10 protein-coding genes and 1 rRNA gene are annotated in these 12282 nt (G+C 74.6%); 5 read left to right on the top strand and 6 right to left on the bottom strand.

The genetic code is table 11. From position 1 onward, the window contains the following. Positions 1-2: 2 nt before the first annotated feature. From AB0O91_RS18450 to mtrA, 3 genes are all read right to left on the bottom strand, one after another. Positions 3-1886, bottom strand: coding sequence for an LpqB family beta-propeller domain-containing protein (locus tag AB0O91_RS18450; RefSeq protein WP_363433957.1), 1884 nt, complete (start codon positions 1884-1886; stop codon positions 3-5). Beyond that, positions 1861-3855: an MtrAB system histidine kinase MtrB gene (gene mtrB, locus AB0O91_RS18445; protein WP_363434273.1), complete on the bottom strand. Its 1995-nt coding sequence runs from the start codon at positions 3853-3855 to the stop codon at positions 1861-1863. Before mtrB ends, AB0O91_RS18450 begins: the two co-directional genes overlap by 26 nt. 109 nt (positions 3856-3964) lie before the next feature. After that, entirely contained in the window at positions 3965-4642 is a 678-nt protein-coding gene (gene mtrA, locus AB0O91_RS18440; protein ID WP_363433955.1) for an MtrAB system response regulator MtrA, read from the bottom strand. Positions 4643-4929: 287 nt separating this feature from the next. On the opposite strand from mtrA, the gene AB0O91_RS18435 reads away from it, so the two are divergent. Genes AB0O91_RS18435 through AB0O91_RS18415 form a run of 5 tightly spaced genes read left to right on the top strand, consistent with a single transcriptional unit; the run spans position 4930 to position 10380 of the window. Beyond that, positions 4930-6084 carry a hypothetical protein gene (locus AB0O91_RS18435; RefSeq protein ID WP_363433952.1) on the top strand — a complete coding sequence of 385 codons (1155 nt, stop codon included), beginning with the start codon at positions 4930-4932 and terminating at the stop codon, positions 6082-6084. A 5-nt stretch (positions 6085-6089) separates the two neighbouring features. Beyond that, positions 6090-6791: a DUF4129 domain-containing protein gene (locus tag AB0O91_RS18430; protein ID WP_363433949.1), complete on the top strand. Its 702-nt coding sequence runs from the start codon at positions 6090-6092 to the stop codon at positions 6789-6791. Then, entirely contained in the window at positions 6788-8008 is a 1221-nt protein-coding gene (locus AB0O91_RS18425; RefSeq protein ID WP_363433946.1) for a DUF4350 domain-containing protein, read from the top strand. Before AB0O91_RS18430 ends, AB0O91_RS18425 begins: the two co-directional genes overlap by 4 nt. 26 nt (positions 8009-8034) lie before the next feature. Further along, positions 8035-9024, top strand: coding sequence for a MoxR family ATPase (locus AB0O91_RS18420; protein ID WP_363434270.1), 990 nt, complete (start codon positions 8035-8037; stop codon positions 9022-9024). A gap of 45 nt (positions 9025-9069) precedes the next feature. Continuing rightward, entirely contained in the window at positions 9070-10380 is a 1311-nt protein-coding gene (locus tag AB0O91_RS18415) for a DUF58 domain-containing protein (protein ID WP_363433943.1), read from the top strand. A 12-nt stretch (positions 10381-10392) separates the two neighbouring features. Here the strand turns inward: AB0O91_RS18415 and AB0O91_RS18410 are convergent, their stop codons facing one another. From AB0O91_RS18410 to rrf, 3 genes are all read right to left on the bottom strand, one after another. Next, positions 10393-11580 carry a DUF6596 domain-containing protein gene (locus tag AB0O91_RS18410; RefSeq protein ID WP_363434267.1) on the bottom strand — a complete coding sequence of 396 codons (1188 nt, stop codon included), beginning with the start codon at positions 11578-11580 and terminating at the stop codon, positions 10393-10395. 8 nt (positions 11581-11588) lie between these two features. Continuing rightward, entirely contained in the window at positions 11589-11996 is a 408-nt protein-coding gene (locus AB0O91_RS18405) for a YciI family protein (RefSeq protein ID WP_363433940.1), read from the bottom strand. 206 nt (positions 11997-12202) lie between these two features. Beyond that, positions 12203-12282 (bottom strand): 5S ribosomal RNA (gene rrf / locus AB0O91_RS18400); the annotation flags it as partial.

Genomic DNA, 12282 nt, shown 5'->3' with positions numbered 1-12282 from the left:
CCTCAGCCCGCGTAGAAGTACGAACGGGCCTTGTCCACCAACTGGGCCTCCCGCCACTGGTTGTTGACCAGCCGGTAGACGGTGCCGCCGGCCACCGCGAGCACCGGCCAGGGCTGGGCCTGGAGGTACCCGCGGGACTCCGCGGCCGAGATGGACTGCGGCGAGGACGGCAGGCCGTTGCCGGTCTGCAGCTGACTGTCCGTGCTCTGCGAGCCGTCGGTGCTGATGTAGTACAGCTGCTGGGGCCGGTCGGCCTCCTTGCCGAGCACCAGCAGCTGGTCGGCGTCCGCCCAGGAGACCGAGGTGACATCGGTGAGCGAAGGGGCCGCCGCGCGCAGCCCGGTGATCCGCGCGGTCGGCGCGCTCGGCGTACCGCCACGCTCGACCAGCCCGAACTTCAGCGAACTGCCGCTTACCCCGGGCGACTTGACGATCAGCGCGATCCGGGCGCCGTCCGAGGAGAGCTTCACCGCCTGCACCGTCTGCCCGGTCAACAGGTCGTTGACCGGCACGGTGTACGCCCGGCCGCCGCGCACCATCACCACCCGCGGGGCCTGCGGGTTGCGGTCCACCACCCAGAGGTCGCCGCGCCCGTCCCAGCTGGGCGAGGTGAGGCCGTCGTCCTTGGCCCCGGCCTTCACCGGCGAACTGAGCACCGGATCGGGCATCGTGACGGCCCCGGCCTGCAACGACACCGAGTAGAGCTGGTGCCCGTCGTCCGAGATCGCGGCGGCCTGCGAGCCGTCCCGGCTGACCGCGACGGTGCCCAGGGCCGGCACCCCGTTGGCGTGCGGCTTGCCGAGCACCCCGGGCACCGGGTCCCCGCTGTGCCCGTCCTCGGTCACCATCAGCACGCCGTTGTCGGCCCGCTGGTAGTACTGCTGCGGGGTCACCGGCCCGGCCAGCGCGCCGGGGCCGACGGCCGCGCCGTCGCCGCGGGCGAAGACGCAGGAGCCGCGCCGCCCCTTCAGCTCGGTCCGGTCGACCTGCCCCCGGCCCTGGTCGGCGAAGGTGTAGTAGAGCTGGATCGCCATCCGGCGGCAGGCCGACGGATCGCCCAGGTCCACCCCGCCGAGCTGCACGTGGGCCACCCGGCCGTCGTCGACGGTCACCTTGTCGACCGTGGCGCCCTCCGGGAAGGCCGTCCGGGCCACCGGCGCGATCCAGACCGAGGGCCCGCCGACCAGCGCCTTGGCCGCCGCGGTCAGCGGGTCGACCCGACGCCTCAGGTAGACCGGGTCGGCGATCAGCACCTCCTGGCCGCCGCTCCCGGAGCCGGGCACGGACGGGTCGGGGGCGGTGTAGAAGAAGCGCTCGACCTGCCGGAAGCTGTTCCGGAAGTTGGTCTCGTTCATGATCACGCCGGCCGGCAGGGCGTCGATCCGCCACTCGCCGTCCTTCTCCCGGACGAAGGTGAAGTCGAACGAGTCGGTCGGCTGCGCCCCGACCGCCAGCGAGTACGAGTGCCGCTCGTCGACCTTGGCCAGCAGCTGCCCCGTCACCGTCTCGGAGAACTTGGTGTCCCCGTCGCCGACCGCCTGGTCGACCGGGATCTTCGTGGCGGAGAGCACCTTGATGCCCGAGTCAGGGTCCCAGGTCGCGGCGGCGCGCTCGGTGAGGTACTTGCGCGCCGTCTCGTACCCCTCGTCGGCGGTCACCGCGTCCAGGAAGCCGGTCAGCAGCTCGCGCGGCTTGGCGCCCCTGCCGGGCGCCACCGGGAAGACCCTGGCCTGGAGGTTCTTGTCGGCCGAGCCCTGGGACAGCTCCACCTTGGTGATGCCGCCGGAGTCCGGCATGGCCGCGCAGCCGCTCGCCACCAGGGCGCCGAGCACCACGCCGGCCACCGCCACGAGCCGCGGCTCAGTCCTGTTGCTCGTCCTTCGCACGCTGCGACCCCTCCAGGTCCGTCCCACCCGTCGCGTACGGCTCCGCCGTCCGCTGTGCCACCGACGGCCGGCCGGGCGTCGGGTCCACCATGACCTGGGCGCCGGTGACGCCGTAGCCGGCCCCCGTCGTCCGCACGTCCGAGGGGTCCGAGCGCGGCCCCTCGGGCAGCCGGTTCCGGCCCAGTCCGGGGCCGATGTTCAGCACCCCGCCGAGCCCGCTGCCGAGCCCGCTGCCGGGGCCCTCCGGCGCCTCGCTCGGATCCTCGGCGGCGGTCATCGCCGTCGAGCCGGACGGGGAGATCGCCCTCCGGTACGGCGTGCCGTACGCGCCCAGGCCCCGGTTGTTGCGCGAGTCCTCCGGCTCCAGCCGGAACGGGGCCCGGTTGATCTCGCCGCCGCGGGTGCGCGGCAGCGTCAGCCGGAAGTGCGAGCCGCCGCCGGGCTCGCCCCAGGCCTGGAGCCAGCCGCCGTGCAGGTGGGCGTCCTCGACCGCGATCGACAGGCCCAGACCGGTGCCGCCGGTGGTGCGCACCCGGGACGGGTCCGCCCGCCAGAAACGGTGGAACACCCGGGAGGCCTCGCCCGGCTTGAGGCCGATGCCGTAGTCGCGCACGCCGACCGCGACCGCGCCGTCGGCCGACCCCAGCCGGACCACCACGTCACGGCCCTCGCCGTGCTCCAGCGCGTTGACCACCAGGTTGCGCAGGATGCGCTCGATCCGCCGGGAGTCCACCTCCGCCAGCACCGGCTCGCCGTCGCCGCGGATCACCACGGTGCTGCCCTTGGCTTGGGCCAGCGGGTCGGCGGCCTCCACCACCCGGGCGACGATCTCGCGCAGGTCGACCGGCTCGGCGTCCAGGATCGCCGCACCGGCGTCGAAGCGGCTGATCTCCAGCAGGTCGGCGAGCAGCGACTCGAAGCGGTCCAGCTGGCCCTGCAGCAGCTCCGCCGAGCGGGCCGCCATCGGGTCCAGGTCCTCGCGGCTGTCGTAGATCAGGTCGGCGGCCATCCGGACCGTGGTCAGCGGGGTGCGCAGCTCGTGCGAGACGTCGGAGACGAAGCGCCGCTGCACCCGGGACAGCTCCTCCAATTGGCGGATCTGCGCCTGGAGGGCGTTGGCCATCCGGTTGTACGACTCCCCGAGGCGGGCGATGTCGTCCGTCCCGGTCACCTTCATCCGCTCTTCCAGGTGCCCGTCGGCGAGCCGCTCGGAGATGCCGGCCGCCATCCGCACCGGGGTGACCACCTGGCGCACCACGACCCAGGCGATGCCGCCCATCAGGATCACCACGAAGACGCCGGCGGTCGCCAGGGTGCCGGTGATCAGGTTGAGGGTGTCGGTCTCCTGGCCGAAGGAGAACACGTAGAACAGCTGGTAGCTGGTGTTGGCCGGGCCGACGAACTGCATGCCGAGGGCCAGTCCCGGCTCGCTCTTGCCGCCGCTCTCGGGCGAGCGGTGGATCCGGGTCGGCTGGTCGAACATCTGGGCGGGCTCGGCGAACAGCTTGGCGCGCAGGGTGTCCGGGATGCTGCTGGGCTGGATGTCGCCGGAGTAGCGCGGCGCGAAGCCCGCGCTGTCCGGGACGACCGTCCCGGTGCCGGGCGCCATCGCGATCACCGAGTAGACCGTCTGCCCGCTCGCGGCCAGGTCGTTGACCTGGCGCAGCAGCCAGGTGCCGGTCTCGCCGGCGGTCGGGTCGACGGCGCCGCGCAGGTTCTGGTCCCGGGCCTCGTCGATCTTCTTCTGCTCGACCTGGAAGCCGATCCGGGCCTGCGCCCGGGCCGCGTCGATCTTGGTGCCGAGCAGGCCGTTGCGCACCTGCGCCACCACCACCACGCCCAGCACCAGGACCACCGCGATGGAGGCCAGCAGCGAGACCGCGACCACCCGCAGCTGGATCGACCGGCGGTACAGCGCGGTCACCCGGCGCACCGGGCGCCGGAGTTGACGCTTCAGCAGGCCGAACACCCCGGAGGGGCCGCGGCGGCGGGTGGTCGAACTCAGCACGTCCCCGCGCACGGCGCCCGCCCCGTCGGTCGCGGAACCCGACGGGGTGTCGTCAGCCCGGTCCGTCACGTCAGCTGGGTCCGGCCTTGTAGCCGACGCCGCGGACGGTCACCACGATCTCGGGGCGCTCCGGGTCCTTCTCGATCTTGGAGCGCAGTCGCTGCACATGGACGTTGACCAGGCGGGTGTCCGCCGCGTGGCGGTAGCCCCAGACCTGCTCCAGCAGCACCTCGCGGGTGAACACCTGCCAGGGCTTGCGGGCCAGCGCGACCAGCAGGTCGAACTCCAGCGGGGTCAGCGGGATGCTGCGCCCCTCCCGCTTCACCGAGTGGCCGGCCACGTCGATCACCAGGTCGCCGATGGTCAGCTGCTCCGGCGTCGGCTCCTCGGCACGGCGCAGCCGGGCGCGCACCCGGGCCACCAGCTCCTTGGGCTTGAACGGCTTGGTGACGTAGTCGTCGGCGCCGGACTCCAGGCCCACCACCACGTCGACCGTGTCCGTCTTCGCGGTCAGCATCACGATCGGCACGCCGGACTCCGCCCGGATCTGCCGACACACGTCGATGCCGTCCCGACCGGGCAGCATCAGGTCGAGCAGGACCAGGTCAGGCTTGCTCTCCCGGAACGCGGCTAGCGCCCTGTCCCCATCCGCGACGAAAAACGGCTCAAAACCCTCACCACGCAGCACGATGCCGAGCATCTCGGCCAGTGCGGAGTCGTCATCAACGACGAGGACGCGTCCCTTCATGGGTCCATCTTCTCATTACCGGATTGTGACCTGCCGCACAGCAGTGTCATTGCTCCACAACGGCCAACTCCCGCGCCGTCGAATTCCGGCCATACCGGGCGAATAGCCCTCGTCAGAGCACCTCCGGGCAGTCCGGAACCCGCCGTCCGACCCCCCGACGGCCCCCGTTGCCGATCAGCAACCGGATACCCCTGGGGCGTCTCCGGGCCCCATGGCACGATGGGCGCTGCGCGCGGGCGAAAGATCCGCCCGGAACCGCGCCCAGGACGCCCCTCCGAGGAGCAGTGATGACCGACACTCCGGGCTGGGCCTCGCCCAGCTCGTCCGAGCCGCCCCGCGACGGTGCCCGGCCCCCGGCCGACGCGCCCGCCGCCGTGCCCGGTCCGTCGGCACCCCCTCGGCCCACCCCCGGCTGGGGCGCCCAGTACGGACAGCCGAACCGCGGCCCGCAGCCGCCCGGCCGCGACCCGTACGGCTGGGACGCCGCCCGCAGCCCCCGGCCCGGCGTCATCCCGCTGCGCCCGCTCAGCGTCGGCGAACTGCTCGACGGCGCCGTCACCACCGTCCGCCGGCACTGGCGCACCGCGCTCACCCTCTCGCTCGGCATCGCCGTCCTCGACCAGGCCGGCTCCTTCGTCGCCCAGCTGCTGGTCAAGGGCCGCACCGGCGCCGCCACCCAGTTCCTCACCCTGCTCGCCAGCATGCCGCTGACGCTGCTGCTCGACGCGCTCGCCGTGGCCCTGCTCACCGTCGTGGTCAGCCGCGCCGTCCTCGGCCGCCCGGTCACCGCCGGCGACGCCTGGCGCGACGCCCGCCCCCGGCTGCTCCAGCTGCTCGGGCTCACCGTGCTCACCACCCTGATGACCGCGGGCGTGGTGCTGCTCGGCTTCACCCCGCTGCTCGGCTACAGCGCCGGCGGCGCCGACACGCCCGCGACCGTGTCGCTGCTGTTCCTGGTCGGCCTGCTGACCGTCCCGGTCGCCCTCTGGCTGCTGATCCGCTACAGCCTGGCCGCCCCCGCGCTGATGCTGGAGAAGCAGGGCGTGGTGACCGCGCTGTCCCGCTCGCGGCGGCTGGCCCGCGGCTCCTGGTGGCGGATCCTCGGCATCGTCCTGCTCAGCCGGGTCCTGGCCGGGATCGTCGGGGCGACCCTGCTCATCCCGTTCCGCTTCATCGGCCTGGTCCTCGGCTTCGGCTCCATGGACCGGCTCGGCGACACCGACCACCAGTCCATCGGCATGATGGTGATGACCGCGATCGCCGGGATCATCGCCTCCGCGCTGACCACCCCGTTCCTCGCCGCCGTCGGCGTGCTGGTGTACATCGACCAGCGGATCCGCCGCGAGGCCCTGGACATCGAGCTCGCCCGCGCCGCCGGACTGCCCGAGCAGGACGGCAGCGGCTGGAACGGCCAGGCCGAGCAGACCCCGGCGAGGCACTGAACCGGATGCCTATCTGGGGGGACAGGCTCCTCGCCGCCGGCGGCGCCCCGGTCACCGTTCCGCGTGACCCGGCCCGCGACGCCGCCCGCGACGAGCTGCTCAACGCCGAGTACCACAAGAACGACCCGGGGCTCCTGGAACGCGTCGTCGACTGGATCTGGGACCACATCGACCGCGCCATGGGCAGCATCTCCGCCGACGGCACCGACGGCACCACCGGACTGGTGCTGTTCCTGATCGTCGCCCTGGTGATCGGCGCCGCCGTCTGGTGGCGCCTGGGCGCCCCCGGGCGCGCCGTCCGCACCGACCTCGGCGTGTACGGCACCGACGGTCCGCGCAGCGCCGCCCAGCACCGCGCGGACGCCGCCGGACACGCCGCCGCCGGACGCTGGGCCGAGGCCGTCCGCGAGCAGATGCGCGCCCTGGTGCGCGCCCTGGAGGAACGCACCCTGCTCGACGTCCGCCCCGGCCGCACCGCCGACGAGGCCGCCGCCGAGGCCGGCCGGGCCCTGCCCGAGCACGCCGCCGCACTGGCCGCGGCCGCCCGGACCTTCGACGACATCGCCTACGGCGAGCGCACCGCCGACCGGCCCGCCTACCAGCTGCTGCTGGACCTCGACCGGACCCTGGAACGCACCCGCCCGGTGCTCGCCCACACCGCCGCCCCGGCCGCGGCCCCCGCCCCGCCCCCGGGAGGAGCGGCATGACCAGCACCGCCCCCGCTCCCCCCGCCGCCGAACGACCCGCCGCCGACACCGCGCCCACCAGCCTCGCCCCCACCGGGCGCGGCCTGCTCCGCCGGGCCCGCTGGTACCTGGTGTTCCTCGGCGTCCTGCTGGCCGCCGCCGTCGGCGTCGCCACCCTCGGCCAGGGCCACCGCTACCCGCCGACCGACCCGCGCTCCTACGACGCGGACGGCGCCCACGCGGTGGTCGCCCTGCTCGAACGCCAGGGCGTCCGGACCGACCTCAGCACCGACCCGGCGACCGCCGCGAGCGGCGCCGACACCCTGGTGCTGCCCGAACCCGACCTGCTCACCCCGGCCCAGCTGCGCGCCGTCGCCGCCGCCCGGCACCAGCGGCTGGTGCTGATCGCCCCCGGCCCGGCCGCCCTCACCGCACTCGCCCCCGGCATCCGCACCGCCGACGAGGCCGGCGGGGTGCCGTTCGCGGCCGTCCACGGCAGCGCGCCGGGCTGCGCGCTGCCCGAAGCCGTCCGGGCCGGCAGCGCCTCGATGGGCGGCATGCTCTACACCAGCGGCAGCCGCGGCGACGGCTGCTACCCGCGCAGCCACGGCTACCCCCTGGTCAGCACGCCCGACGGCGGCGGCGACGTGATCGTGCTCGGCAGCGGCCGCTTCCTGCAGAACGGCGAACTCGCCCAGGACGGCAACGCCTCGCTCGCGCTCGGCCTGCTCGGCTCGCAGCCCCGCCTCACCTGGCACCTGCCCGACTACTCCGCACCGGTCGCCGCGGGCACCCGCACCAAGTCCCTCGAGGACTACCTCCCCGAGGGCTGGCACTGGGCCGGCTACCAACTCGCCGTCGCCGCCGTCCTGGCCGCCCTCTGGCGCGCCCGCCGGCTCGGCCCGGTGGTCAGCGAGAACCTGCCCGTGGTGGTCCGCGCCGCCGAGACCACCGAGGGCCGGGCCCGCCTCTACCGGCGCGCCAAGGCCCACGGCCGGGCCGCCGAGGCCCTGCGCCGCGCCGCCGCCCACCGCCTCGCCCCCGCCCTCGGCCTCCCGCTCCAAGCGGACGGGCCCGATCCGGAGGCACTCTGCGCGGCCGTCGCCGGCCGCCTCCCCGAACGACCCGCCGGGGACGTCCGGGCCCTGCTGTACGGCCCGCCCCCGACCGACGACGCCGCGCTGCTGCGGCTCGCCGACGACCTCGACGCCCTCGAAAGGCAGGTACGGAACCCGTGACCGAACAGGCGACCGCCCAGCTCCGCATCACCCCCGGCACGCCGAGCGCCGCACCGGCCACGCCCGTCACCGACCCGCGCGCGGCCCTGACCGCCCTGCGCGCCGAGATCGGCAAGGCCGTCGTCGGCCAGGACGCCGCCGTCACCGGCCTGGTGGTGGCCCTCCTCTGCGGCGGCCACGTGCTGCTGGAGGGCGTCCCCGGCGTCGCCAAGACCCTGCTGGTCCGCACCCTGTCCACGGCACTCAGCCTGGAGACCAAGCGCATCCAGTTCACCCCCGACCTGATGCCCGGCGACGTCACCGGCTCGCTCGTCTACGACGCCCGCACCGCCGAGTTCTCCTTCCAGCCCGGCCCGGTCTTCACCAACCTGCTGCTCGCCGACGAGATCAACCGCACCCCGCCCAAGACCCAGGCCGCCCTGCTGGAGGCCATGGAGGAGCGGCAGGTCACGGTGGACGGCGTGCCGCGTGCGCTGCCCGTCCCGTTCCTGGTCGCGGCGACCCAGAACCCGGTCGAGTACGAGGGCACCTACCCGCTGCCCGAGGCCCAGCTGGACCGCTTCCTGCTCAAGCTGATCCTGCCGCTGCCCGACCGCGACCAGGAGTTCCAGGTGCTGTCCCGGCACGCCTCCGGCTTCGACCCGAAGGACCTCGCCGCCGCCGGCGTCCGCCCGGTCGCGGGCCCGGAGCACCTCGCCGCCGCCCGCGCGCAGATCGCCGAACTGACCGTCTCGCCCGAGGTCCTGGCGTACATCGTCGACCTCTGCCGGGCGACCCGGCAGTCCCCGTCGCTGTCCATCGGCGTCTCCCCCCGCGGTGCCACCGCCCTGCTCGCCGCCTCGCGCGCCTGGGCCTGGCTGGCCGGACGCGACTACGTCACCCCGGACGACGTCAAGGCACTCGCCCTGCCCACCCTGCGGCACCGGGTCGCGCTGCGCGCCGAGGCCGAGATGGAGGGCGTCACCGCCGACTCCGTCATCCAGGCCGTCCTCGCCCAGACGCCCGCCCCCCGCTGATCCACGGCCCCTCTCCGTCCCGGGCTTCCGAAGGAGCGCACCCGCATGGCCCTCACCGGGCGAACCGCCCTGATCGCCGCACTCGGCGCACTCTTCGTGGGCCTGCTGCTGCCCTCCTGGGCCGGGATCGGGGCCGTCACCGGTGGACTCCTGCTGGCCGTCCTGGTCGACCTGGTGCTCGCCGCCCCCGTCCGCAGCCTGCGGATCGTCCGGGGCGGCGACACCACCGTCCGGCTCGGTGACACCGCCTCGGTCGAACTGGCCGTCACCAACCCCTCCGGGCGGCCGCTGCGGGCCCTGCTCCGGGACGCCTGGGCCCCCTCCGCCTGGCGACCCGGCACCGCCGAGACCGCCTCCCGGCACACCCTCACCGTCCCGGCCGGCGAACGGCGCCGGGTCACCTCCGTGCTCACCCCCGGCCGCCGCGGCGACCACCACGCCCACCGGGTGACGGTCCGCTCACTCGGCCCGCTCGGCCTGGCCGGGCGTCAGGGCTCCCACCACGTCCCCTGGACGGTCCGCGCCCTGCCGCCGTTCAACAGCCGCAAGCACCTGCCCTCCCGACTCGCCCGACTGCGCGAACTCGACGGCCGCACCTCGGTGTTGACCCGCGGCCAGGGCACCGAGTTCGACTCGCTGCGGGAGTACCTGCCGGGCGACGACGTCCGCTCCATCGACTGGCGCGCCAGCGCCCGCCGCAACACCGTCGCCGTCCGCACCTGGCGCCCCGAACGCGACCGGCACATCCTCGTCGTCCTCGACACCGGCCGCACCTCGGCCGGCCGGGTCGGCGACGCCCCCCGGCTGGACGCCGCGCTGGACGCCGCGCTGCTGCTCACCGCCCTCGCCACCCGGGCCGGTGACCGGGTCGACCTGCTCGCCCACGACGCCCGCAAGCGCGCCTCGGTGATCGGCAGCCCGCCGAGCGAGATCCTGCCCGCCTTCACCAACGCGATGGCCCTGCTGGAGCCCGCGCTGCACGAGACCGACATGCGCTCCCTGGTCTCCACGGCGCTCAAGACGGCCCCGCACCGCTCGCTGATCGTCCTGCTCACCGGCCTCGACGCGGCCACCGTCGAGGACGGCCTGCACCCGGTGCTGCCCCTGCTCACCAAGCGCCACGAGGTGGTCCTCGCCTCCGTCGCCGACCCGCACCTGGACGTGCTGGCGGCCGGCCGCGGCACCGTCGAGGCCGTCTACGGCGCGGCCGCCGCCGAACAGACCCGGGCCGACCGCCGCCACACCGCCGACCGGCTCACCCGGCACGGCGTCACCGTCCTCGACGCCCCGCCCGCCCGGATCGCCCCGGCGCTGGCGGACGCCTACCTGGCGCTGAAGGCGGCCGGCCGGCTCTGACCCCGCCCGGGCTCAGCCCTGCGGGCCGGGCCGGGGAGCGGATCGGGCATCGGGCCGGGCGTCGGGTCGGGCGTTCAGCCGCGCGGCCTGGCGGGTCAGGTGCTCGCGCTCCGCGAGGTTCGGCGCCCGGTGGGCCGCCTCGGCGTACCGGCGGGCCGCCGCCGCCCGGTCGCCGTCCCGCTCGTGGAGGTACGCCGCCACGGCCGCGTACCTCGGCAGCGCGTCGTCCACCGCTTCGAGCGCCGCCAGCCCGGCGCGCGGCCCGTCCGCCTCACCGACCGCCACCGCGCGGTTCAGCCGGACCACCGGACTGTCCGTCAGACGCACCAGCTCGTCGTACCACTCGACGATCTGCACCCAGTCGGTCTCCGCCGCGGTGGGAGCGTCCGCGTGCAGCGCCGCGATGGCCGCCTGGGCCTGGAACTCGCCCAACCCGTCCCGGGCCAGGGCCGCCTGGAGGATCCCGACGCCCTCCGCGATCAACCCGGTGTCCCACCGGCCCCGGTCCTGCTCGGCGAGCGGCACCAGACGGCCGTCGGGGCCGGTCCGACCGGCCCGCCGGGCATGGTGCAGCAGCATCAGCGCCAGCAGTCCCGCCACCTCGGGGTGGTCGATCACCGCCGCCAGCTGCCGGGTCAGCCGGATCGCCTCGGCGGCCAGGTCGACATCGCCGGAGTAGCCCTCGTTGAACACCAGGTAGAGCACCCGCAGCACGGTGGCGACGTCCCCCGGCCGGTCGAGCCGGACCGCCGAGACCGTCCGCTTGGCCCGGCTGATCCGCTGCGCCATGGTCGCCTCGGGCACCAGATAGGCCCGGGCGATCTGCCGCGTGGTCAGCCCGCCGAGGGCGCGCAGGGTCAGCGCGACCGCCGAGGAGGGCGTCAACAACGGGTGGGCGCACAGGAAGTAGAGCTGCAGCGTGTCGTCCACCGGGCGCGCGGGGCCGGGCTCCGGCTCCCGCTCGACGGCGTCCTCCCGACGCCGACGAGCGGTGTCCGCTCGGGTCGCGTCGAGGAACTTCCGCCAGGCGACGGTGACCAGCCAGCCCTTCGGGTCCCGCGGCGCGTCCGTCCTCCAGACCCGCACCGCCTCCACCAACGCCTCCTGCATGGCGTCCTCGGCCGCCGCGAAGTCGGCTCCGCGGCGGACGAGGACACCCAGTACGCCCGGGGTGAGGCTCCGGATCAATGCCTCGTCCATCGGGGAGGTCACTCGGTGATGGTCGCCGGCATGCCCAGGAACGGGCGGAGCTCCAGCCACTCGTGAATCGGACGGCCACCGGCCCCGGGGGCCGCCGAGAGCTCCCCGGCCAGTTCGACGGCACGCTCGTAGCTGTCGACGTCGATCACCATCCAGCCGGCGATGAGGTCCTTGGTCTCGGCGAACGGACCGTCCGTCACCGGCGGGCGCCCTTCGCCGTCGTACCGCACCCACGTCCCCTCGGGCGCCAGCCCCTGGGCGTCGACGAACTCACCGGTCCGCTCCAGTCGGGCCGCGAAGTCCTGCATGAACTTGATGTGCGCCGTGACCTCCTCCGGCGTCCACTGGTCCATCGGCGCGCAGTTGATCGGTTCCGGGGCCCCGCGGTAGTGCTTCAGCAGCAGGTACTTGGCCATGGTGCTTCTCCTTCGGCGCTGGTGCCACCCATTGTGGCGACATCCACCCCGGGGACGGAGCAGGCCACGGGTTCTCGACACGGCCGGCCAGGATCTTCCGAACTTCCTCGATTCCTCGCCCGCTCCCCGGAAGACTCCGGAGGGCTCCGGTCCGGAAACGCGAAAAGGCCCACCCGGTAACCCGGGGGGGCCTTTTCTGAATGATTGTTCGGCGGCGTCCTACTCTCCCACAGGGTCCCCCCAGCAGTACCATCGGCGCTGTGAGGCTTAGCTTCCGGGTTCGGAA

Origin of the sequence: Kitasatospora sp. NPDC089797, from assembly GCF_040684795.1 — a bacterium.
GTDB lineage: Bacteria > Actinomycetota > Actinomycetes > Streptomycetales > Streptomycetaceae > Kitasatospora.
This window is presented reverse-complemented; position numbering and strand designations above follow the sequence as displayed.

Bases quoted from the DNA above. Each gene is read 5' to 3' on its own strand.
- mtrA (WP_363433955.1), bottom strand. From the start codon at position 4,642: ATGAAGGGACGCGTCCTCGTCGTTGATGACGACTCCGCACTGGCCGAG.
- AB0O91_RS18435 (WP_363433952.1), top strand. From the start codon at position 4,930: ATGACCGACACTCCGGGCTGGGCCTCGCCCAGCTCGTCCGAGCCGCCC.
- AB0O91_RS18430 (WP_363433949.1), top strand. From the start codon at position 6,090: ATGCCTATCTGGGGGGACAGGCTCCTCGCCGCCGGCGGCGCCCCGGTC.
- AB0O91_RS18425 (WP_363433946.1), top strand. From the start codon at position 6,788: ATGACCAGCACCGCCCCCGCTCCCCCCGCCGCCGAACGACCCGCCGCC.
- AB0O91_RS18415 (WP_363433943.1), top strand. From the start codon at position 9,070: ATGGCCCTCACCGGGCGAACCGCCCTGATCGCCGCACTCGGCGCACTC.
- AB0O91_RS18410 (WP_363434267.1), bottom strand. From the start codon at position 11,580: ATGGACGAGGCATTGATCCGGAGCCTCACCCCGGGCGTACTGGGTGTC.
- AB0O91_RS18405 (WP_363433940.1), bottom strand. From the start codon at position 11,996: ATGGCCAAGTACCTGCTGCTGAAGCACTACCGCGGGGCCCCGGAACCG.